The following is a 23,176-nucleotide window of genomic DNA, read 5'->3' as shown; positions in this document are numbered from 1 at the left end:
TCCCATATACTGATATATGGGAGGGATTTTTCTATGGAAGAAAGAATTTCAAAAAATGTAAAACCTATGCTAATGATAAAAGCGCTTTTGCTTGCTTATGTAGCAACCGGAGTTTTACTGCTTGTTCTGGCCCTTTTGTTGTATAAGATAGGACTAGGGGAAGGTCAGATAAACATAGGGATTATGGCTACATACATTATATCCTGCCTTCTGGGAGGGTTTTATTTGGGGAAAAAGATGAAATTCAGGCGATTTGCATGGGGGATGGGAGTGGGGACAGGATATGCCCTTCTTCTTATGGCTGTTACCTTTCTTACCGAGCATCAGATAAGTGGAGATTTTAAGGAAATGCTCATGATGTTTTTCCTGTGCTTTTTCGGAGGAACGCTAGGGGGGATTTTATCTTAATACAGCAGACAATTTCTACTTGCTAGGCGGTTGCAGCTATGCTATAATACCGCTAGATGCTATATCTTAAATTATATCATACATGGGAGGATTATGTTATGGAACATATCAAAACATTAAATACAAAAAGCTTACAGAATACAGTAAAAAAAGGTGGATGCGGTGAATGCCAGACATCTTGTCAGTCTGCATGTAAAACATCCTGCACAGTAGGAAACCAGAGCTGCGAACATAAATAAAATAACACAGTGCGTTTTTTTCTGGGCACATGGCTGAATGGCAGCGGTGTAAAAGCCGCTGCTTAATTATTGCATAGGAAATTGCATCCTATGCAATAATTAACGCTCCGCGAGGATCGCACTGCGGCAGAAAAGAATTCTGTTGCGGGAGCAACCGGCTGCAGGCGGAGAAATTGCATAAGAAAGGAGAAACACGGTGATACATCGTTATAAGAATAATGGCTACAATATTGTACTGGATGTAAATAGTGGTTCTGTACATGTAGTAGATGAGCTGGTTTATGATGTAATCGGACTTCTGGATGAAGGACAGGAAGAAACTGTTGTTTATGAGAAGTTAAAAGATACATATAAAAAAGAAGATATTCAAACAGCATTGGAAGAAATTCAGGAGTTAAAGGATGCTGAAATGCTGTTTACAGAAGATATTTACAGAAATGCCATTGAGCATTTTAAAGAAAGAGAAACAGTGGTAAAAGCGTTGTGTCTGCATATTGCCCATGATTGCAATTTAGCATGTAGATATTGTTTTGCTGAAGAAGGGGAATATCACGGAAGACGAGCTTTGATGACTTATGAAGTAGGAAAGCAGGCTTTAGACTTTTTGATTGCAAATTCCGGCAATAGAAAAAATTTAGAGGTAGACTTCTTTGGCGGAGAGCCTTTGATGAACTGGCAGGTTATTAAAGACTTAGTTGCTTACGGAAGAGAGCAGGAAAAAATTCATAATAAAAATTTCCGTTTTACTTTAACTACAAATGGTGTGCTTTTAGATGATGAAATCATGGAGTTTGCCAATAAAGAAATGGCAAATGTGGTATTGAGTATTGACGGAAGAAAAGAAGTACATGATTTTATGCGTCCTTTTAGAAAAGGAGCAGGAAGTTATGATTTAGTAGTGCCTAAATTCCAGAAGTTTGCAAAGAGCAGGGGAGAGAAGAGCTACTACGCAAGAGGTACTTTTACACGTCACAATTTAGATTTTTCCGAAGATGTGCTGCATTTGGCTGATTTAGGTTTTGATCAGATTTCTGTAGAGCCTGTAGTGGCTGATGAAAAAGAGGAATATGCACTGAAATGGGAAGATGTTCCGAAAATCTGCGAAGAATATGACAAACTTGCCAAGGAAATGATAAAGCGTAAAAAAGAAGGAAGAGGATTTAATTTCTTCCATTTCATGATTGATTTAACAGGCGGTCCTTGTGTATATAAACGTTTGTCCGGCTGTGGTTCAGGTACAGAGTATCTGGCAGTAACTCCATGGGGAGATTTATATCCTTGTCATCAGTTTGTAGGTGAAGAAAAGTACCTCATGGGAAATGTATGGGACGGTGTAAAACGTACAGATTTATGTGAAGAATTTAAAAATTGCAACGTATATGCAAAAGAAAAATGTCAGAACTGCTTTGCAAAATTTTACTGCAGCGGTGGTTGTGCGGCAAATTCCTATAATTTTCATGGATCTATCAATGATGTTTATGAACTGGGATGTGAGCTTCAGAGGAAGCGTGTGGAGTGTGCCATTATGTTAAAGGCAGCAGAGGCGGCAGAAGAACAAGAAAATTAAGCAAAGAAGGGAAAGACAATGAAGAAAAACAGAGGGATACTTGTACTGGTTTTAACAGCAATCATTACAGGATTTCTGATTTTTACCTCAGCAGTGGGATTTGGACCTACCGGTACAGGTGCTGCAAAGAATATTAAGACAGGTCTGGATTTATCCGGCGGTGTAAGTATTACATATGAAGCATCAAAAGAGTCACCTACAGAAGATGAAATGGCAGATACCATTTACAAACTTCAGAAACGTGTGGAAAACTATAGTACAGAAGCGCAGGTTTACAAAGAAGGAGAAAACCGTATTATCGTAGAAATTCCCGGAGCAAAAGATGCTAATAAAATTTTAGAAGAACTGGGAAAACCTGGTTCCCTGTATTTTATTGAGCACAAAGACTCTGCCGGTGAAGAGAACTATACATATAATGCAGAAACAAATGAGTATGAACTGACAAAAACGATTGAAGAAATCGAAGCGGATGGCGGTATTGTTCTTACAGGAACAGATATCAAAGATGCAAAAGCTGCAGTAGCTCAGGATGACTTAAAAAATAATGTCAATGTAGTTAGTTTATCTTTCACAAAAGAAGGAACAGATAAATTTGCTGCTGCTACAAAAGAAGCAGTGGAAGCGGGAAATGATACCATTGGTATTTATTATGACGGAACTTTTGTCAGCGTTCCAAGTGTAAAACAGGAAATCAAAGATGGTCAGGCACAGATTGATGGTATGAAAGATGCAGCAGAAGCAGAAAATCTGGCATCTACTATCCGTATTGGCGGATTGAAGTTAGAATTAAGTGAACTTCGTTCCAGCGTGGTTGCGGCACAGCTTGGTGAAAAAGCAATTTCCACCAGTTTAACAGCAGCAGCTATTGGTCTTGCATTAATCATTTTATTTATGATTTTTGTATATCGTATTCCGGGACTTGTATCCGGTATTGCTTTGATTATTTATGTATGTCTTGATTTGATTGCTTTAAATGCTTTTGATTTGACATTAACTTTGCAGGGTATTGCAGGTATTATTCTGTCAATCGGTATGGCGGTAGATGCCAACGTTATTATTTACGCTCGTATTCAGGAAGAAATTGCAGCCGGAAAGAGTGTCAGAACTGCGCTTCAGAATGGATTTAAGAAAGCGTTTTCTGCAATCTTCGATGGTAACATTACTACTTTAATTGCTGCCTTTGTATTGAACTGGCTGGGTTCCGGAACGGTAAAAGGATTTGCACAGACTCTGGCGCTTGGTATTGTACTGTCTATGTTTACAGCATTAGTAGTATCTAAATATCTGATGTATGCAGTATATGCAGTAGGTGTAAGAGATGAGAAATTTTACGGAAAGAGAAAAGAAAGAACACCAATTCCTTTCCTGCAGAAGAGAAAAGTATTTTTTGCTGTATCTCTTATCCTAATTTTATGTGCGCCTGTTTCTATGTTGATTTTCAAAGGTACAACAGGTGAGTCCCTGAAATATAGTCTGGAATTTAAGGGCGGTACTTCTACAAATGTAGAATTTGACAAGGATATGAGTATTGCAGAAATCGATGAAAAGCTTACACCTTTAGTAGAAGAAGTTACAGGTGATAAAAATGTTCAGGCGACAAAAGTAGTAGGAAATAATCAGGTTATTATTAAAACAAGAACTTTAAATGTAGAACAGAGAGAAAAATTAGAGACAGCTTTAATAGATAACTTTGGTGTAGCACAGGAAGATATTACATCAGAGAGCATTTCTTCTACTGTCAGCAGTGAAATGCGTGCAGATGCAGTAAAAGCCGTTATTGTAGCTACTGTACTGATGCTTTTATACATCTGGTTCAGATTTAAGGATATTCGTTTTGCAAGCAGTGCGGTTATTGCTTTGCTTCATGACGTATTAGTAGTTCTTGCATTCTATGCAGTGGCAAGGGTTTCTGTAGGAAATACTTTTATTGCATGTATGCTGACTATTGTAGGTTACTCTATCAATGCAACGATTGTTATCTTTGACCGTATCAGAGAAAACCTTGCAGGTGCAGGTAAGAAATTTGATTTGGAAACATTAGTAAATGCCAGTATCACACAGACACTTACAAGAAGTGTTTATACTTCCCTGACAACCTTCATTATGGTATTCCTGTTATTTATTATGGGAGTTTCTTCTATCCGTGAATTTGCATTGCCTCTTATGGTAGGTATTGTATGCGGTGGATATTCTTCTGTATGTATTACAGGTGCTCTTTGGTATGTTATGAAGAAAAAATTTAAAAAACAGAATTAAACTTAGAAAAAAGGAGTTGTTACATTAAATAGCAATCAGGGTATTTAAAATATTCTGTATATGCACTTAAAGTGACAACTCCTTTTTTGGAATTATAAGGTGATAAAATGGAAAAATGGGTAGTTTCTGCAAAAAAAGCAGATTTTCAAGGGATTAGTAATCGTTTTGGGGTAGACCCTGTGATTGCAAGATTAATCAGGAACAGAGAATATATTACAGATGAAGAAATTGATCGGTACCTTCATGGGAAAATCAGAAATTTACATTCATGGAAACAATTGAAGGGAATTGAAGACTTATTAAATATTTTAATTCAAAAGATAAAGCAGAAGAAAAAAATCAGAATTATCGGAGATTATGACATTGATGGCGTTTGCTCTACATACATTCTTCTTCAAGGATTGAAAACAGCAAATGCGTTGGTGGATGTAGATATACCGGACAGAATGAAAGATGGATACGGCATTAGTAAAGAACTTATTGAGCGGGCATACGAAAAAGGAATTGACACGATTATTACCTGCGACAATGGGATTAGCGCCATAGAACAAATTGCATTTGCAAAAGAGAAGAATATGACAGTTTTGGTAACAGATCATCATGAAATTCCGTATGAAGAAAAAGAAGATGGAAGTATTCAAAGATTTTTGCCGAATGCAGATGCTATTGTAAATCCAAAGCAGGAAGGCTGTCCTTATCCTTTTAAAGAAATTTGTGGAGCAATGGTTGCATTTAAGGTGGTATGGGGATTGTTTGAAAAAATGCAGATTTCTTTTTCTGAAATAGAGAAGCTTATTCCTTTTGCAACAATTGCTACTGTAGGAGATGTTATGGATCTGGTAGATGAAAACAGGATTTTGGTGAAAGAAGGATTAAGGCGCATCCAGAACACGGATAATGAAGGTTTAAAAGCGCTTATTCGTGTCAACAATTTAGAGAACAGAGAAATTACAGCATATCATATTGGATTTGTATTAGGACCATGTATTAATGCCAGCGGAAGATTAAGTACGGCAAAAAGAGCTTTGGAGCTGCTGCTTTCAAAAGATACAAAAGAAGCATCTGTATTAGCAGAAGACCTGAAAGAGTTAAACGACAGCCGTAAGGATATGACAGTAAAAGGTGTAGAGAAAGCTGTGGAGATAATTGAAAACACAGAGCTGAAAGAGGACAGAGTATTGGTGGTTTATCTTCCTGAGTGTCACGAAAGTCTGGCGGGAATTATTGCAGGGCGTATTCGGGAAAGGTATACAAAACCGGTTTTTGTGCTTACAAAAGGAGAAGAAGGTGTAAAAGGTTCAGGACGTTCTATTGAGGCATATCACATGTTTCAGGAAATGGTAAAATGTAAGGAACTTCTTACAAAGTTTGGAGGACATCCCATGGCAGCGGGGCTTTCTATGAAAGAAGAAAATATTGAAAAGTTTCGCAGAAAGTTAAATGAAAACTGCACACTAACGGATGAAGATATGATAGAAAAAGTGGTGATTGATGTTCCTATGCCAATGTCCTATGTAACGATTCCTCTTATCCGCCAGCTGGGACAGTTAGAACCCTTTGGAAAAGGAAATACAAAGCCTGTTTTTGCACAAAAAGATATTCGGTTTTCTAAATGCAGAGTTTTGGGAAAGAATAGAAATGTGGTAAAAATGACGGCTCAGGATGGATTTGGCTTTTCAGTAGAATGCGTTTGGTTTGGGGACGGAGATGAGTTTGCAGAAAGATTGAAAGAAAAGGAATTGTGGGATGTAATTTATTATCCATCTGTTAATTCTTTTCAAGGCAGAGAGAATATTGAAATGATTATTCAAAATATCCGATAAGAAAAATAAAATTTGCGTCAGCAGAAAAAAGATGATATACTAAACCACATAAAAATCACAAAAACGACACAATTTGATATAAAGGGCAGGGGAAAATGATGGAAAGTTGTAAAAAGAAAAAAATTGAAGAATATATCAGAAGTATTCCTGACTTTCCGCAGGAAGGAATTATTTTTCGAGATGTGACCAGTATTTTGGAAGATGCAGATGGATTTGCGCTTGCAATTAATTCTATGCAGAAGTTATTAGAAGACGTGGATGTTGATGTTATTGTAGGAACAGAATCAAGAGGATTTATTTTTGGAGCTCCTATCGCGTATAATTTACATAAACCTCTTGTGTTAGTGAGAAAAAAGGGAAAACTTCCATGTGAAACCGTAGAGCAGAGTTATGATTTAGAATATGGAAGCGCTGTAATTGAAATGCATAAGGACTCGATTAAACCGGGACAAAAAGTAGTAATTATTGATGATTTAATTGCTACAGGAGGGACCGTAGAGGCAGCGGCTAAACTCATTGAAAGTCTTGGGGGAGAAGTTGTAAAATTAGTCTTCCTTATGGAACTTGCAGGATTAAAAGGCAGAGAAAGATTAAAGAAATATGACGTTCAATCTGTAATTTGTTATGAAGGAAAATAAAATCAGGTGATGGATAAGAGGTGACGTTTTTTATGGAAGAAAAAAAAGAAGCTGCCTTAAAAGCAGAAGAAATTGAAAAAATTAAAAAGGCAGATGCCAGCGTGAAAACCATGGAGGATTTCACCAGTCCGGAAGTGCTCTATAAAGAGCTTATAAGCAGTGTTCGGAAATACCATCCATCTGCTGATATTTCCATGATTGACAAGGCATTCCAAATTGCCAACAATGCACATAAAGGACAGGTCAGAAAATCCGGTGAACCTTATATTATTCATCCTTTGTGCGTAGCAATTATTCTGGCAGACTTAGAGCTTGATAAAGAGACTATTGTAGCGGGACTGCTCCATGATGTGGTAGAGGATACCGTTATGACATCAGAGGAAATCCGTGAGGAATTCAGTGCAGAGGTAGAACTTTTAGTAGATGGTGTAACAAAGTTAGGACAGCTGAGCTATTCTGCTGATAAAGTGGAAGTTCAGGCTGAAAATTTAAGAAAAATGTTTCTGGCAATGGCCAAGGATATCCGTGTTATTTTGATTAAGCTGGCAGACCGTTTGCATAATATGCGAACTCTAAAGTATATGCCGCCTCATAAGCAGAAAGAAAAAGCCAGAGAAACTATGGACATTTATGCTCCCATTGCCCAACGTCTTGGTATTTCTAAGGTGAAGATTGAACTGGATGATTTATCTCTTAAATATCTGAAACCGGAAGTATATTATGATTTGGTAGAAAAGATAAATCTGAAAAAGAGTGAGCGTCAGGCATTTATTGACCAGATTGTAGGGGATGTGCGAAGTCATATTGAAAAGGCATCTATCAATGCTCAGATAGACGGAAGAATTAAGCATTTCTTCAGTATTTATAAGAAAATGGTAAATCAGGACAAAACACTGGATCAGATTTACGATTTATTTGCTGTACGAATTATTGTGGATACGGTGCGCGACTGTTATGCGGCGCTTGGTATTATCCATGAAATGTATAAACCAATTCCGGGACGGTTTAAAGATTATATTGCTATGCCTAAACCGAATATGTATCAGTCTTTGCATACAACTTTAATCGGACCAAGCGGACAGCCCTTTGAAATTCAGATAAGAACTTTTGAAATGCACAGAACAGCAGAGTATGGTATTGCCGCCCACTGGAAGTATAAAGAGGTTTCTAATAACGGAAAAGTCAGTGTTACACAATCAGAAGAAGAGAAGATGAGCTGGCTGCGCCAGATTTTGGAATGGCAGCGCGACATGTCTGATAATAAAGAGTTTTTAAGTCTTTTAAAAAGTGATTTGGATTTGTTTTCTGAAAGTGTATATTGTTTTACACCGGCAGGAGATGTAAAAACTTTGCCAAATGGCTCTACACCAATTGATTTTGCTTATAATGTTCACAGTGCAGTAGGAAATAAAATGGTAGGCGCCAGAGTAAACGGAAAGCTGGTTCCAATTGAATATGTGATTAAAAATGGTGACCGTGTAGAAATTATTACTTCTCAGAATTCCAAAGGCCCCAGCCGTGACTGGTTAAAAGTAGTGAAGAGTACACAGGCGAAAAATAAAATTAATCAGTGGTTTAAGCAGGAATTAAAAGAAGATAATATTTTAAAGGGTAAGGAAATGCTTATCCAGTATGCGAAAGTAAAGGCAATTTCTCTTGGAGAAATTCAGAAACCTAAATATCAGGAAGCTGTGATGAAGAAATATGGTTTCCGTGACTGGGAATCTGTTCTGGCTGCATTAGGACATGGCGGTCTGAAAGAAGGACAGATTATCAATAAGCTTCTGGAGGTTTATAATAAAGATCATAAAGCAGAGCTTACAGATGAAAAGGTATTGGAAGCAACAGCAGAGCATAAGGACAAACTGCACATCGGCAAATCGAAAGGCGGTATTGTCGTTAAGGGAATTCACGATGTGGCAGTACGTTTCTCAAAATGCTGTAATCCTATTCCCGGAGATGAAATTGTAGGATATGTTACCAGAGGACGAGGGGTAACCATTCATCGTACAGACTGCATCAATGTAATGAACATGTCGGCAGAGGACAGAAATCGTCTGATTGATGCAGAATGGCAGGTACCTGCTCATGAAAGCGCAGAGCGATATATGGCAGATATCAATGTATTCGCTTACAATCGTACGGGGTTAATTGTAGATATTTCTAAGATATTTACGGAGAGAAAAATTGACATTCTCGCTTTAAATACAAGGACTAATAAACAGGGAATGGCAACGATTAATATCTGCTTTGATGTAAGAAGTAAAGAAGAATTAAACAGTTTAATTGAAAAAATCAGACAGGTAGAGAGCGTGAAAGACATTGAGCGTACAGCCGGTTAAGGAGAATTTATGAAAAAAATGATGCTGAGAGGGATTGTAGTAGGTCCTGTACAGACAAATTGTTACTTTTTAAAAAATGAACAAACACAGGAAGTCTTAATCGTAGATCCAGGTGCAGAGCAGGAAAGGATTATTTATGCTTTGGAAAAGTTACAGGGGAAACCTGTTGGTATTTTACTGACACATGGTCATTACGACCATGTGTGTGCGGTAAATGAATTGAAAAAGCATTATCATATTCCGGTGTATGCGGCCAGAGAGGAAGAGATGCTTTTAGCTGATGCCAATCAAAATTTATCTGCAGCATGGTCAGGGGTTCCGTATAAAGTAAAAGCCGATTTCTGGCTGGAAGACGGAGAAGAAATTCAGGCTGCCGGATTTGAAATTACAACAATTCTCACACCGGGGCATACAATTGGTTCCTGCTGTTATTGGATTAAAGAAGAAGAAACTTGTTTCAGTGGAGATACTGTATTTTACGGAAACTGCGGCAGATGTGACCTTCCTACAGGAAGTATGAGCCAAATGCGTAAAAGTTTGAACAAAATTTTCAACATACTGCCGGAAAAAACAGTTATTTATCCGGGGCATGGGGAAGCTACGGATGCAGAGTTTGAAAAGAAAAATAATCCTTACTTATAAGAAAATATAGAAAGAGGAAGAACCTTATGATTGGAATTTCCTTTAATAAAAGAGAATTTGAATATGATGCCTACACTCTGGTAAAGGCCTTTTATCCGAAAGAGGATATCGAAATGTATTATACAGAGGAAGTAGAAGAGGAAAAAAGTTATGAGAAACTGATTTCTATTCTTTACGGAGAAAAGATACTTATTCGACTGTGCTTTGGTGATAAAGTGCGGGAAGGAGAGCAGGTATTTGATGAAAACGAAGACAGAAAAATCAGAAAAAATAAATTAAAACAGGTGTTGTATCAGCTTCTTGTAGAAGAAACCGGTCATACCCTTCCGTGGGGGAATTTGACAGGTATTCGTCCGACCAAGATTGCCATGGGACTTATTGAGTCAGGTATGAGTAATGCAGAAGCCGCAGATTATATGAGAAAAACATACTATACCAGTGATGAAAAGACAGCACTTTCGATTGCGATAGCTAACAGAGAAAGAGAAATTTTAAAAAACATAGATTATGAGAATGGATACAGCTTATATGTGGGAATTCCGTTTTGTCCAAGTATATGCCTGTATTGTTCTTTTAGTTCTTCGCCTTTAGAGAGGTGGCGTGATAAAGTTGATGATTATTTAGATGCACTGCTAAAAGAACTTGATTTTATTTCGGAAATCATGAAAGATAAGACTTTAGATACCATATATATAGGCGGAGGAACACCTACAACTCTTGAACCGGAGCAGCTTCGAAGATTATTGGGACATATTCAGGAGAAATTCCCTGTTGAACAGGTGAAAGAATATACCATTGAGGCAGGAAGACCGGACAGTATTACCAGAGAAAAGCTGGAAGCAATCAGAGAATACCCTGTTACCAGAATTTCTGTAAATCCTCAGACTATGAATGCAGAAACCTTAAAGATTATCGGAAGAAATCATACTGTGGAGGATACACGACACGCCTTCGCGCTGGCGAGGGAATGTGGATTTGATAATATTAATATGGATTTAATTGTAGGTCTTCCGGGAGAACATAAGGAAGACGTAGAGAATACGTTAAAAGAAATTGAGAAACTTGATCCTGACAGTCTTACCATACATTCGCTGGCTGTGAAACGAGCAGCAAGGCTTCGTATGTTTAAGGATCAATATGAAGAAATGGGATTTGAAAACAATCAGGAAATCATGGAAATGGCGATGGAATATGCCAGAAGCTGCCAGATGGGACCATATTATTTGTATCGGCAGAAAAATATGTGTGGAAATCTGGAAAATGTAGGCTATGCAAAAGTTGACAAAGCAGGAATTTACAATATACTTATAATGGAAGAGAAACAGACCATTATAGCTGCCGGAGCAGGGGCATCTACAAAGCTTGTTTCCGAAAAAGGACAGCGTATTGAACGTATAGAAAACGTGAAAGACGTTACCAATTATATTAATCGTATTGATGAAATGATCGCAAGAAAAAGAGATGGAATTGTAATATAAAAGATAGGAGAAGATGTGTATGAAGTTAAAGAAAAAACCGGTAACCGGTATGAAAGATATTTTACCTCAGGAAATGGAAATTCGTGATTATGTTATTGGGTTGATTAAAGATACTTATAAGCAGTTTGGTTTTACATCTATGGAGGCTCCTTGTGTAGAACATATTGAAAACCTTACAAGCAAACAGGGCGGAGATAACGAAAAACTGATTTTCCGTATTTTAAAAAGAGGTGAAAAACTGAAAATTGACGAAGCAAAGGAAGAAAATGATTTAGTAGACAGTGGATTACGCTATGATTTGACCGTTCCTCTTTGTCGTTTTTATTCTAACAATGCAAATGAACTGCCTCAGCCATTCAAAGCTCTTCATATTGGAAATGTATTCCGCGCAGATCGCCCTCAGAGAGGTCGTTTTCGTCAGTTTATGCAATGTGATATTGATATTTTAGGTGATCCTACATTTTTAGCAGAGATTGATGTTATTCTGGCTACATCTACTTTAGTAGGAAAACTTGATTTTGACAGTTTTACAATCCGTATTAATGACAGAAGAATTTTAAAAGCAATGGCAGCATACAGCGGATTTCCGGAAGAGTCCTTTACTCAGGTGTTTATTATTCTGGATAAAATGGATAAAATCGGCATGGATGGTGTGGCACAAGAATTAGAAGAGTCCGGTTTTGCAAAAGAAAGTGTAGAAAAATACATGGACTTATTTAAAGCAATGGGAAATGGCATTGATGGTGTTGCTTACTGTAAAGAGAAACTGGAAGGCTTTCTAGATGCAAAAGTAGCAGACGATTTAACAACGATTATTGAGAGTGTTATGCAGGCAAAAACAGCTAACTTTACTTTAGAGTTTGATCCTACTTTAGTGCGTGGAATGTCTTATTATACAGGACCAATTTTTGAAATTTCTATTGACGGTTTTGCAGGAAGCGTTGGCGGCGGCGGACGTTACGATGAAATGATTGGCAAATTTACAGGAACACCTACACCGGCAACAGGATTTTCTATTGGATTTGAACGTATTGTTATGTTGCTTATGGAAAGAGGATTTCAGGTTCCAGGAGCAAAAGAAAAGAAAGTCTATATGCTTGATAAGAAGCTTTCCAATGAAAAACTTCTTGAAGTAATGAAAAAAGCAGCTGAGGAACGCAGCGCCGGTCAGAGTGTTAATATTGCTTATGCAAAGAAAAATAAAAAATTCCAAAAAGAACAGTTGGAAAAAGAAGGATATGCTGTCATTACAGAAGTTTATAATGACACCGTATTATAAGAAGGAGAATTTATATCATGGCAGAATCAATGAAGGGGCTTAAGAGAAGCCACAGATGTACAGAAGTGACAAAGGCAGAGATTGGAAGTACTGTAACTTTAATGGGATGGGTACAGAAAAGCCGTAACAAAGGTGGAATTGTATTTGTAGATTTACGTGACCGTTCCGGTATCATGCAGATTATCTTTGAAAATGGAGATATTGACGAACAGGGATTTGAAAAAGCAGGACGTTTAAGAAGTGAATTTGTAATTGCTGTAAAAGGTCATGTGGAAGCACGTTCCGGTGCAGTGAACCCAAACCTTCCAACAGGAGAAATTGAGGTAAGAGCAACAGAACTGCGTATTTTATCTGAAGCAGAAACACCTCCATTCCCAATTGAAGAAAACAGCAAGACAAGAGATGAAGTTCGCTTAAAATATCGTTATCTGGATTTGAGAAGACCGGATTTACAGAGAAATATGATGCTTCGCTCACAAGTTTCTACATTGGTGCGCCAGTTCCTTGCAAAAGAAGGATTTCTTGAAATTGAAACACCAACTTTGATTAAGAGTACACCGGAAGGAGCAAGAGATTATCTTGTACCAAGCCGTGTACATCCGGGAAGCTTTTATGCGCTTCCTCAGTCACCACAGATTTTTAAACAGCTTTTAATGTGTTCTGGATATGATCGTTATTTCCAGATTGCAAGATGCTACAGGGATGAAGACTTACGTGCAGACCGTCAGCCGGAATTTACACAGATTGATATGGAATTATCCTTTGTAGATGTGGAAGATGTTTTAGATGTCAATGAAAGAATGTTAGCGTTCTTATTTAAAGAAGTATTAGGTGTAGAAGTACAGCTTCCAATTGAAAGAATGACATGGATTGATGCCATGAACCGCTTTGGCTCTGACAAACCGGATTTACGTTTTGGAATGGAACTTACAGATGTATCTGAAGTAGTGAAAGACTGTGAATTTGCGGTATTTAAAGGCGCTTTGGAAAATGGAGGAAGTGTTCGCGGTATCAATGCAAAAGGTCAGGGAGCTATGCCTCGTAAGAAAATTGACAAATTGGTAGAATTTGCAAAAGGTTATGGCGCAAAAGGCCTTGCGTATATTGCCATTGGTGAAGACGGAACAGTGAAATCTTCCTTTGCGAAATTTATGAAAGAGGAAGAAATGCAGAACTTAATTGCTGCCATGAAGGGTGAAAATGGGGATTTATTACTTTTCGCAGCAGATAAGACAAAACTGGTATGGGATGTGCTTGGAGCGCTTCGTCTGGAATTAGCAAAACAGATGGATTTATTAGACAAAAATGAATATCGTTTTGTGTGGATTACAGAGTTCCCACTTTTAGAGTGGTCTGAGGAAGACCAGAGATTTACAGCTATGCATCACCCGTTTACAATGCCAATGGAAGAAGACTTACAGTACATTGATACAGATCCGGGCAGAGTTCGTGCAAAAGCTTATGATATTGTATTAAACGGAAATGAAATCGGCGGAGGTTCTGTACGAATTTTCCAGGACGATGTTCAGGAAAAAATGTTTGAAGCTTTAGGATTTACAAAAGAAGAAGCACAGAAACAGTTTGGCTTCCTTCTGGATGCTTTCAAATATGGAGTACCGCCTCATGCAGGTCTGGCTTACGGATTGGATCGTTTGGTTATGCTTATGGCAAAGGTAGACTCTATTCGTGACGTTATTGCTTTTCCAAAAGTAAAAGATGCTTCCTGTCTCATGTCAGAAGCACCGGACATCGTAGATGAAAAACAGTTAGAAGAACTGGGAATTGCCATTGTGGCACAAAAAGAAGAAACAACAGAAGAATAGAAAAGCTATAAAAATTAAGAGGAGTTATTGGATAAGAAATCATTCAAAATATTTATACCTTTCAGCGAATTTGTCGAGCACGCTTTGAGATTACAAGCTCAAAGTGAGCGCAGACTGAGTGCAAAAGGTATAAATATTCTGGAGATGTGTTTAATCCAATAACTCCTTTTGTACGTTTCCGAATATAGCTTCGGCAATTTCTTCATTCATTTCTATTTTCCAGTTGACGCCGTCATTTATTAAAGGAATTTCCACATCATGGGAGACGGTGTTGTGATTATTTTCAATACAGAATAAGAGCAATTCCTGCTCTTTTTGCCTTCTGCCTTCAGAACCGGCAGAGAGAGCGTCTGAAGTTTTTACCCATTTTGATAATTCTTCTTTATAAGTTTCCATAATACTGTGAAAATTTGCACTTACAATTGATACTGTGACTACAGCCGTAGTATCTTCTTTCTTTTCATCTAATATTTTAAAGTCAAAGCAGGTGTTGATTTGCTGCGCAATGGCATGGGCAATGGAATTATTGTATGTATCTTCTGTGTCCAGAAGGGTATCTAAGGAAAGATAAATTTTCAGCTGTTCTGCATCAAATTGTTGGATGGTGCTAAAATGTGTCTTTACAATCTCTTTTGGACTTAATAAGTTACAGTCTGTTATATAAGATAAAAAATTTCCGGTTAAAAGTTCTTGAAGTTCTGGAGTGTGAAGCACTGTCCAAGTTTCTTTTTCTTTTGCCAGAGAAAGAATGGCAGTCACTTCTTTCGTCTTATAATTGTTCTTCTGCAAAAGTTTTTCTAACAGCAGATAAGAGTCATGAATGGAAAACTCCACCGCAGTAGGAGCAGCATCTTGTTCAATATGTTTTTTCAGGGAAGCTTTGCTAAAATCTTTTGCCAGTTTTTTTGTATCGAGGATAGAAAGTTTGACTTTTGCGGAAGCATTGTTTTTTGTTACCGTAATTTTTTCAGTCTTGTACTGGAAATTTTTATAAAATAAAGTAAAGATAGACGCAATATCTTCTTCCAGTTCCTCTGTATCACCATCATAAGGAAGAAGATCTTTGGCAGTGATACAATTTTGAATGGTTTTTATATCTGTGCTTTTTAATTGATTGAGTTCTTTTTCAACAGCATGCTGTACTGCTTTTTCTTCTTTGCTTAGACAGCCGGATAAAAGAAAAACAAAAAAGCAAAAGGAAAGAGCCAGAAATAGTTTTTGTGTTTGCTTATTCATAATTTTCTCCGATTTTCATTTTATATACAGAGAGTAGTTTAACAAAGACAGGGAGAAGTTGCAATATATTCTGTAATACATTGCAACAAAGTTGCAAGAAAAATGTAAAGAACACTGTAAAAATTAAGAAAAAATTCTGGGACAGACGATAAGTTTTCTGATATACTGATGTCATACAATATACTAAGAGGGTGGCTGTAAAATAAAAGTTGAAGAAGGGAAAGTGTAAAGTATGCAGAAAAAACAAAAAATTATAATTGGAGTTTGTACCGTATTATGTGTAGGAATAATTGGGGCAGGAGTTTTTTTTGCTCGTAATAAGGAGAAAGGGAATAAAGAGGAGATTGCTTATGTTATGAGTGTTTCTTCTATGAACAATATGGCAGGAACACAGAAACTGGCAGGAGTTGTGGAGTCTCAGAAGACTTTAGATATTCAAAAGGATACAGAAAGAGAAGTAAAAGAAGTTCTGGTAAAAACAGGAGATGAAGTTGATGTAGGTACTCCTTTGTTTACTTATGATACTGAGAAACTGGATACAGAGCTGCAGCAGGCAAATCTGGATCTGGAAAGAGCCGGTAATGATATTGAAAACCAAAAGGCGCAGGTTGCTCAGTTGGAGAAAGAAAAGAAAAATGCATCTGAGAAAGATAAGCTTTCTTATACTACACAGATACAGTCGGCGCAGATGGATTTAAAGAAAAGCGAATATGAGAAAAAAGCAAAAGAAGTGGAAATTAACCGATTAAAAAATCAGATTGAAAATTCCACAGTTACAAGTGAAATGAAAGGTGTAGTGAAATCTGTTAATAATTCTGCAAATGGTGAGAGTATGAACCCTTACGATGGCTCTCAACAGGCATTTATGACAATTTTAGCTACGGGAGAGTATCGGATTAAAGGAAAAGTAAATGAACAGAATATTACTCAAATTGTAGAGGGTGCACCTGCAATTATTCGTTCCAGAGTTGATAAAGACGCTGTTTGGAGAGGAACCTATACAGCAGTTGATACGAAAAATCCTAATAATAACAGCAACGAAGGCATGATGTTTGGCAGTGGTCAGGACCAGCAGATGACTTCCACTTCTTATCCTTTTTATGTGGATTTAGAGTCTTCAGAAGGGCTGCTTTTAGGTCAACACGTATATATTGAACAGGATATGGGATTAGAGGAAAGAGAAGCAGGAATTTGGCTGGACGAGGCATTTATTGCAGATGTGGACAAAAAACCTTATGTATGGGTAGAGTCCAGGAAAGGCACACTGGAGAAAAAGACAGTGGTGCTGGGTACTTATGATGAGAATATGATGCAGTATAAAATTGAGAGTGGATTGAAATCTTCTGATTATGTGGCTTATCCCCAGGATTTCTTTAAAGAAGGAGTAAAGACTACTCATGAAATGCCGGAAAATATGATGGGAATGCCTGAGGGAGATGGCGCAATACCGGAAGGCGATATGGAAATGCCGGAAGGAGAGATGATACCAGAAGAAGGTCAGGAGCCGGAAGCTTCTGTGTCCGAAGGTGAAGCAGCTGTGGAGTAAAGGAGGCGGAAAAATGCGAATAAATAAAAAAACAGCAAAGATTGCCGCAATCAGCACAGCAGGCGTTCTTCTTATGGGAGGCGGTATCTGGTTTGCAGCAGGGAAATTGAAAAAAGCAGAGATAAAAGTTTATTCTATGGAAGAGTTATCTCAGCAGATGTGGGGCGAAAGTAACAGTTTGGAAGGAGCAGTCTCTTCTAACGTATCGCAGGAAGTACGCCTGATGGATAAACAATTAGTTTCTCAAGTTCATGTACAGGAAGGGCAGGAAGTCAAGGAAGGGGATCCTTTACTGACTTATGATATGACATTGGTAAGTATTGACTTAGAGATGGAAAAATTAAATAAAGAGCAGATGAAGGTAAAGAAAACAGGTCTGGAAAATGAACTGAAAAACCTGAAGGATGATAAGAAAAATATGGCTTTTGGAAATAAACAATACAAAATTGAATTCCTTACTAATATTGAGGAGGAAGAGCCAAAGCCGGAGGAACCAAAGCCGGAGGAACCAAAGCCGGAAGAGCCGGAAACACCTCCAGAACAGGCACGGCCGTCAGGGGTATATAAAAGATTGTATCGAGATATAACGATTGACAAGACTGAATTTCCCAATGATGATGCCATTATAGAAAATGCAATTCCTTATTCCGGGAAAGGAACCAAAGAGGATCCTTATGTATATGTGTGTCAGAAAGGTGTTCTTATACAAGGAGAATTTTTAAATCAGCTGGCAGGTTTTGATGCCTCTGGAGCAAGAGTGAGAGATCCTTACTATTGTAAGCTGGAAGTCCGCAGTGAAAATAGTTTTGACGGTACTTTGCAAGCAGCCATGATATTAGATGGAAGTGCCATAGAAGCAGCTGTAGAACCAAGCACCTGGTTTCGTACCCGACTGGGTAAAAATGAGTGGGAGGAAATGCTTCCGGAAGAGGATGTTCCACAGGGAGAATTGCTGCCTGAACTTCCGGATGGAACAGGAGATGAAGTTCCAAATGATGAAATTATTGGAGGATATTCCAAGGAAGAATTAGAAAAAGCAATTAAAGATAAAGAAAAAGAAATTAAATCCATAGAGCTGGATATCAAAGAGGCAGATTTAAAAATAAAGAAAGTAGAGCAGGAATTACAGGGAGAAACAGTATCTAGCACGGTAAATGGTATTGTGAAAAAAGTAGGAGATCCTGCCAAGGGAGAAGTAGACGGAGAGCCTTTTATTGTAGTAGAAAGTAACGAGGGTGTTTATATTAAAGGCGTGGTGAGTGAAGCACTGCTGGAGAAGGTGCAGCCAGGTCAGCTTGTGACAGGCATGGCTTATGAGTCAGGTACTTTTTTTGAGGCAGAAGTAAAAGAAGTTTCTCCTTATCCGGCCAGTGGATATCAAAATTATGGGGGAAGAGAGTTGACGTATTATCCTTTTACTGCATTTATAGCAGATAGTACAGGGTTAAAAGATAATGAAATGGTTAATATGGAGCTGCCTGCAGAAGAAGGAAGTATGTCAGGAATGTTTATTGGCAAAGAGTACATTCGAAGTAAAGATGGAGAAGACTTTGTTTATAAAGAAGGGAAGAACGGAAAACTGGAAAAACAGCCGGTGCGTACAGGGCAGACTTTTTATGGTTCTGTAGTAGAAATTAAAGATGGTTTGACCATGGAGGATCATATCGCATTCCCTTATGGCAAAAAGGTAAAAGAAGGAGCAAAAGTAAAAAGAGCTTCTTTGGCAGAAGAAAATATGTTTTAGGAAAGGAAAGCAGCATAATGATTGAAAATATTAGATTGTCTTTTCAGGGAATTTGGGCTCATAAAATGCGTTCCTTTTTGACTATGTTGGGAATTATTATTGGTATTGCATCTTTAATATCCATTGTGTCTACAATTAAAGGAACAAATGAACAGATTAAGAAAAACCTCATTGGTGAAGGTGATAATGTGGTAGACGTTTATCTTAGCCAGGGAGGGAATGAATACGAAATGGAATATCAGGGGGTACCTGAAGGGGTACCTGTGATTACAAAAGAACAGAAAGAAAAAATTACAGAATTAGATGAAGTGACAAAAGTAACTTGCTATCAATCTCGAAAATATGCTGATAGTGTTTATTATCAGGATAAAACCATGAATGGCGGAAGTGTTTTTGGGATTGACGAAGATTATCTGGATACTTGCGGATATCAGATTATACGAGGACGAGGTTTTTCTGAAAGCGACTATGGAAAATTTCAGAAGGTAGTTCTTATTGATGAAATCACTTCCAGTAATTTCTTTGAAAAAGGTCAGGAAGTAGGTAAAGTAATAGAAATCAAAGGTGAACCATTTACTGTAGTAGGTGTTATTAAAAAAACAGAAGAATTTGAACCTGTGATTAATAACAGGGAAGAATACTATACTTACTATAATGAAAGCAGCGGAATGATATTGATGCCGGACAGTGTATGGCCTGTTGTGTATCAGTATGATGAACCACAGCTTGTATCAGTGAAAGCAACTTCTCCGGAAAGTATGAGTTCGGCAGGTAAGAAAACAGCAGAAATTTTAAATGAAAGTATTGTTTCTTCAAGTGGGGATATTCAATATAAAGCCCGTGACATGATGGAGAAAGCAAAGGGATTGCAACAGATTAGCGAAAGTACAAATCGTCAGTTGCTGTGGATTGCCAGTATTTCTCTCTTGGTAGGGGGTATTGGTGTTATGAATATTATGCTGGTATCTGTAACAGAAAGAACCGGGGAAATTGGTTTGAAAAAAGCCATAGGTGCGAATAAGCGAAGAATTTTAGGACAATTTCTTACAGAAGCAGCGGTACTTACCAGTATAGGTGGAATTCTAGGTGTTTTTGCAGGAATTGTTTTGGCAGCGGTTATTGCTAAAATGTCAGGAGCTCCTATGGTCATCAGTGTGCCGGCTGCAGCACTGGCAGTTATTTTCTCAACGATTATTGGATTGATTTTTGGTTTATTGCCATCTGTAAAAGCTGCAAATTTAAGCCCAATTGAAGCTTTAAGAAGAATGTAAAGTAAGAATGGAGCTGTTGTTTTATAAAACGACAGCTCTATTTTTGGAGAAAAAATGATTGTATTTGAATGGGCTGTATGGTATCATTAAAAACAATGACCTAAATTTAGGAAAAGGAGCTGAGAATGATGGGGAAAAAGAAAATTGCAATTATTACAGACAGCAATAGCGGTATTACTCAGAAAGAAGCACAGCAGCTTGGAATTACAGTTCTGGCAATGCCATTTTATATTGATGAACAGTTGTTTTTAGAGGATATTACCTTAACGCAGGAAGAATTTTATAAACGGTTGGCAGAAGATGCAAGTATTTCAACTTCTCAGCCCTCACCTGCAGATGTTATGGAAACATGGGAAAATCTTTTAGGAGAATATGACGAGATTGTACATATTCCTATGTCAAGTGGATTAAGTAATTCTTGCCAGACAGCTTTTGTACTGGCTAAGGAGTTTCATGATAGAGTACAGGTAGTAGATAATCAACGTATATCCGTTACCCAGCGCCAGTCAGTATTGGATGCTATGGAACTGGTAAAGGCGGGAAAAGATGCAAAACAAATAAAAGAAATTTTGGAAAAAGAGGCAGGAGAGTCCAGTATTTATATTACCCTGGAAACTTTAAAATACCTGAAAAAAGGAGGAAGAATTACACCGGCAGCAGCAGCTCTTGGTACGGTATTAAACTTAAAACCGGTGCTTCAAATTCAGGGGGACAAGTTAGATGCCTTTTCTAAGGCAAGAGGGAAGAAACAGGCAAAACGTACCATGCTCCAGGCTATGAAAGCAGATTTGGAAGGCAGATTTAAAGAATACGTGGATAAAGATTTACTTTGTCTTCAGGCAGCATATGCGGGAAATGAAGAGGAAGCTATGGAGTGGAAAAAGGAATTAGAAAGTCAATTTCCGGGAATGCCGGTGTATATGGCTCCGTTGTCTTTAAGCGTGGCATGCCATATCGGTCAGGGAGCTTTGGCAATAGCAGCATCAAAAAAAGTGGAAGTGGAGTAATAGACAGATGAAGAAAATTATAGAAAAAATTGAAGAAGTAGTAAAAGAAGCATTTACAGCTTCAGAATATGACGAAAAATTTGCAAAAGTGACAGTGTCTAATCGTCCTGACTTATGCGAATATCAGTGTAATGGCGCTATGGCAGCAGCAAAGACATATAAAAAAGCACCGATTATGATTGCCAATAGTGTAGTAGAAAGTTTAAAGAACAACGAAATGTTCGAAAGCGTAGAAGCGGTTAATCCGGGATTTATTAATATTAAATTGAATAAACAGTTTTTAGCAGATTACTTAAATGATATGCTGGCAGATGAAAAACTTTCTGTGGAGGAAGCAAAAAATCCAAAGACAATTGTTATTGATTATGGCGGTCCGAATGTGGCAAAGCCGCTTCATGTTGGTCATTTGCGCTCTGCAATTATTGGCGAAAGTATTAAGAGAATGGGACGCTTTTTAGGCCATAAAGTTATTGGGGATGTTCATTTAGGTGACTGGGGACTGCAGATGGGCTTAATTATTACAGAACTTTCCAAAAGACAGCCGGATTTAGTGTATTTTGATGAAAATTATGAAGGAGAATATCCAAAGGAGGCTCCCTTTACAGTAAGTGAGCTGGAGGAAATTTATCCTACAGCCAGCGGAAAATCCAAAGAAGATGAAGCATATAAAAATGAAGCACTGGAAGCAACTCTTCAGCTTCAGAAGGGAAGAAGAGGCTATCGTGCTTTGTGGCAGCACATTATGGAAGTTTCCGTAACAGATTTAAAGAAAAATTATGCAAAATTAAAAGTCGATTTTGATTTGTGGAAAGGTGAAGCCGATGCAGATGCCTATATTCCTGCTATGGTAGATTATTTAAAAGAAAATGGCTATGCATATTTAGATCAGGGCGCTCTTGTAGTAGATGTAAAAGAAGAAACAGACACAAAGGAAATTCCACCTTGTATGATTTTAAAATCAGATGGTGCTTCTCTGTATAATACAACAGATTTAGCTACTATTGTACAGCGTATGGAGGATTATAAGCCGGATGAAATTATTTATGTAGTAGATAAACGTCAGGAGCTGCATTTTGTTCAGGTATTCCGCTGTGCAAAGAAAGCAAAACTGGTAGATGAAAATACACAGTTATCCTTTGTTGGTTTTGGTACAATGAATGGAAAAGACGGAAAGCCGTTTAAGACAAGAGAAGGCGGTGTTATGCGATTAGAACGCCTGATTGCAGAAATTAACGAGGAAATGTTCAAGAAAATCACAGAAAACCGCAGTGTAAAAGATGAAAATGCAGAAAAAACAGCGCAGATGGTTGGCTTATCTGCGATTAAATACGGAGATTTGTCCAATCAGGCATCTAAGGATTATGTATTTGATATTGAGCGATTTACTTCCTTTGAAGGAAATACAGGTCCGTATATCTTGTATACGATTGTTCGTATTAAATCTATTTTAAGCCGTTATGCAGAAAGCGGAAAAAGCATAGATACGAAAATGATGAAAGCGGCAGCCAATGACAGCGAAAAGGCATTGATGTTAGAATTATCCCGCTTTAATTCAATTATTGCACCTGCATTTGAGGAAAAAGCACCTCATAGAATTTGCTCTTATATTTATGACCTGGCAAATGCTTTTAACAGTTTTTATCATGAAACAAAGATTTTATCAGAAGAAGACGAAGAAAAGAAAGCATCTTGGATTTCTTTGTTGACTTTAACGGAAAAAGTGCTGGAAACATGTATTGATTTATTAGGATTTGACGCACCAGACAGAATGTAAGGAACTCCCGCAAAGGAATATATAGACCTTTGCGGGTTTTTTTGTTATTTTGAACAATAGGATTTGTTTAGTTTGTATAATTGTTCGAAAAATGTGTACAAAT

At 37.7% G+C, this 23,176-nt stretch carries 17 protein-coding genes; 16 read left to right on the top strand and 1 reads right to left on the bottom strand.

What is annotated here, in order from left to right; translation table 11 throughout:
* Positions 1-33: 33 nt before the first annotated feature.
* From BQ7352_RS13210 to aspS, 11 genes are all read left to right on the top strand, one after another.
* Complete coding sequence (locus BQ7352_RS13210; protein WP_072449641.1) at positions 34-408, top strand: TIGR04086 family membrane protein; 375 nt, start codon at positions 34-36, stop codon at positions 406-408.
* Positions 409-506: 98 nt separating this feature from the next.
* The gene (gene scfA, locus BQ7352_RS13205) at positions 507-647 is read left to right on the top strand and encodes a six-cysteine ranthipeptide SCIFF (RefSeq protein WP_004222992.1); all 141 of its coding nucleotides are present in this window, start codon (positions 507-509) and stop codon (positions 645-647) included.
* Between the two features lie 196 nt (positions 648-843).
* Entirely contained in the window at positions 844-2,214 is a 1,371-nt protein-coding gene (gene scfB, locus BQ7352_RS13200; RefSeq protein WP_072449640.1) for a thioether cross-link-forming SCIFF peptide maturase, read from the top strand.
* Between the two features lie 18 nt (positions 2,215-2,232).
* Positions 2,233-4,470: a protein translocase subunit SecDF gene (locus BQ7352_RS13195; protein WP_072449639.1), complete on the top strand. Its 2,238-nt coding sequence runs from the start codon at positions 2,233-2,235 to the stop codon at positions 4,468-4,470.
* Positions 4,471-4,577: 107 nt separating this feature from the next.
* Positions 4,578-6,293 carry a single-stranded-DNA-specific exonuclease RecJ gene (gene recJ / locus BQ7352_RS13190; protein ID WP_072449638.1) on the top strand — a complete coding sequence of 572 codons (1,716 nt, stop codon included), beginning with the start codon at positions 4,578-4,580 and terminating at the stop codon, positions 6,291-6,293.
* Between the two features lie 98 nt (positions 6,294-6,391).
* Positions 6,392-6,931, top strand: a complete 540-nt coding sequence (locus BQ7352_RS13185; protein ID WP_072449637.1) for an adenine phosphoribosyltransferase — start codon at positions 6,392-6,394, stop codon at positions 6,929-6,931.
* A gap of 32 nt (positions 6,932-6,963) precedes the next feature.
* The gene (locus BQ7352_RS13180) at positions 6,964-9,273 is read left to right on the top strand and encodes a RelA/SpoT family protein (RefSeq protein WP_072449636.1); all 2,310 of its coding nucleotides are present in this window, start codon (positions 6,964-6,966) and stop codon (positions 9,271-9,273) included.
* A gap of 9 nt (positions 9,274-9,282) precedes the next feature.
* The gene (locus BQ7352_RS13175; RefSeq protein ID WP_072449635.1) at positions 9,283-9,915 is read left to right on the top strand and encodes an MBL fold metallo-hydrolase; all 633 of its coding nucleotides are present in this window, start codon (positions 9,283-9,285) and stop codon (positions 9,913-9,915) included.
* Between the two features lie 26 nt (positions 9,916-9,941).
* Positions 9,942-11,393, top strand: a complete 1,452-nt coding sequence (hemZ, locus tag BQ7352_RS13170; protein WP_072449634.1) for a coproporphyrinogen dehydrogenase HemZ — start codon at positions 9,942-9,944, stop codon at positions 11,391-11,393.
* Between the two features lie 19 nt (positions 11,394-11,412).
* Positions 11,413-12,672, top strand: a complete 1,260-nt coding sequence (gene hisS / locus BQ7352_RS13165; RefSeq protein ID WP_072449633.1) for a histidine--tRNA ligase — start codon at positions 11,413-11,415, stop codon at positions 12,670-12,672.
* A gap of 17 nt (positions 12,673-12,689) precedes the next feature.
* Positions 12,690-14,495, top strand: a complete 1,806-nt coding sequence (gene aspS / locus BQ7352_RS13160; protein WP_072449632.1) for an aspartate--tRNA ligase — start codon at positions 12,690-12,692, stop codon at positions 14,493-14,495.
* Between the two features lie 150 nt (positions 14,496-14,645).
* Here aspS and BQ7352_RS13155 read toward each other — a convergent pair whose 3' ends face one another.
* Positions 14,646-15,731, bottom strand: coding sequence for a hypothetical protein (locus BQ7352_RS13155; RefSeq protein ID WP_072449631.1), 1,086 nt, complete (start codon positions 15,729-15,731; stop codon positions 14,646-14,648).
* 232 nt (positions 15,732-15,963) lie between these two features.
* Here BQ7352_RS13155 and BQ7352_RS13150 point away from each other — a divergent pair, with 232 nt between their 5' ends.
* The 5 genes from BQ7352_RS13150 to argS all read left to right on the top strand — a co-directional run bounded on the left by BQ7352_RS13150 (position 15,964) and on the right by argS (position 23,073).
* Positions 15,964-17,277: an efflux RND transporter periplasmic adaptor subunit gene (locus tag BQ7352_RS13150; RefSeq protein WP_072449630.1), complete on the top strand. Its 1,314-nt coding sequence runs from the start codon at positions 15,964-15,966 to the stop codon at positions 17,275-17,277.
* A 13-nt stretch (positions 17,278-17,290) separates the two neighbouring features.
* Complete coding sequence (locus BQ7352_RS13145; RefSeq protein WP_072449629.1) at positions 17,291-19,021, top strand: biotin/lipoyl-binding protein; 1,731 nt, start codon at positions 17,291-17,293, stop codon at positions 19,019-19,021.
* A gap of 17 nt (positions 19,022-19,038) precedes the next feature.
* Complete coding sequence (locus tag BQ7352_RS13140; RefSeq protein ID WP_072449628.1) at positions 19,039-20,292, top strand: ABC transporter permease; 1,254 nt, start codon at positions 19,039-19,041, stop codon at positions 20,290-20,292.
* A gap of 125 nt (positions 20,293-20,417) precedes the next feature.
* Entirely contained in the window at positions 20,418-21,299 is an 882-nt protein-coding gene (locus BQ7352_RS13135; protein ID WP_330390475.1) for a DegV family protein, read from the top strand.
* A gap of 7 nt (positions 21,300-21,306) precedes the next feature.
* The gene (gene argS / locus BQ7352_RS13130) at positions 21,307-23,073 is read left to right on the top strand and encodes an arginine--tRNA ligase (RefSeq protein WP_072449626.1); all 1,767 of its coding nucleotides are present in this window, start codon (positions 21,307-21,309) and stop codon (positions 23,071-23,073) included.
* Positions 23,074-23,176: the final 103 nt, after the last annotated feature.

Origin of the sequence: Blautia sp. Marseille-P3201T, assembly GCF_900120295.1 — a bacterium.
GTDB lineage: Bacteria > Bacillota > Clostridia > Lachnospirales > Lachnospiraceae > Blautia.
Note: the sequence above shows the minus strand (reverse complement) of the source record. Positions and strands in the feature narration are given on the sequence as shown.

What these genes read in the sequence shown, in the direction of transcription:
- BQ7352_RS13210 (WP_072449641.1), top strand. Translation starts at nt 34, where the DNA reads ATGGAAGAAAGAATTTCAAAAAATGTAAAACCTATGCTAATGATAAAA.
- BQ7352_RS13140 (WP_072449628.1), top strand. Translation starts at nt 19,039, where the DNA reads ATGATTGAAAATATTAGATTGTCTTTTCAGGGAATTTGGGCTCATAAA.
- BQ7352_RS13155 (WP_072449631.1), bottom strand. Translation starts at nt 15,731, where the DNA reads ATGAATAAGCAAACACAAAAACTATTTCTGGCTCTTTCCTTTTGCTTT.
- hisS (WP_072449633.1), top strand. Translation starts at nt 11,413, where the DNA reads ATGAAGTTAAAGAAAAAACCGGTAACCGGTATGAAAGATATTTTACCT.
- BQ7352_RS13180 (WP_072449636.1), top strand. Translation starts at nt 6,964, where the DNA reads ATGGAAGAAAAAAAAGAAGCTGCCTTAAAAGCAGAAGAAATTGAAAAA.
- aspS (WP_072449632.1), top strand. Translation starts at nt 12,690, where the DNA reads ATGGCAGAATCAATGAAGGGGCTTAAGAGAAGCCACAGATGTACAGAA.
- argS (WP_072449626.1), top strand. Translation starts at nt 21,307, where the DNA reads ATGAAGAAAATTATAGAAAAAATTGAAGAAGTAGTAAAAGAAGCATTT.
- hemZ (WP_072449634.1), top strand. Translation starts at nt 9,942, where the DNA reads ATGATTGGAATTTCCTTTAATAAAAGAGAATTTGAATATGATGCCTAC.
- BQ7352_RS13135 (WP_330390475.1), top strand. Translation starts at nt 20,418, where the DNA reads ATGATGGGGAAAAAGAAAATTGCAATTATTACAGACAGCAATAGCGGT.
- BQ7352_RS13175 (WP_072449635.1), top strand. Translation starts at nt 9,283, where the DNA reads ATGAAAAAAATGATGCTGAGAGGGATTGTAGTAGGTCCTGTACAGACA.
- BQ7352_RS13185 (WP_072449637.1), top strand. Translation starts at nt 6,392, where the DNA reads ATGGAAAGTTGTAAAAAGAAAAAAATTGAAGAATATATCAGAAGTATT.
- scfA (WP_004222992.1), top strand. Translation starts at nt 507, where the DNA reads ATGGAACATATCAAAACATTAAATACAAAAAGCTTACAGAATACAGTA.
- BQ7352_RS13195 (WP_072449639.1), top strand. Translation starts at nt 2,233, where the DNA reads ATGAAGAAAAACAGAGGGATACTTGTACTGGTTTTAACAGCAATCATT.
- BQ7352_RS13150 (WP_072449630.1), top strand. Translation starts at nt 15,964, where the DNA reads ATGCAGAAAAAACAAAAAATTATAATTGGAGTTTGTACCGTATTATGT.
- recJ (WP_072449638.1), top strand. Translation starts at nt 4,578, where the DNA reads ATGGAAAAATGGGTAGTTTCTGCAAAAAAAGCAGATTTTCAAGGGATT.
- BQ7352_RS13145 (WP_072449629.1), top strand. Translation starts at nt 17,291, where the DNA reads ATGCGAATAAATAAAAAAACAGCAAAGATTGCCGCAATCAGCACAGCA.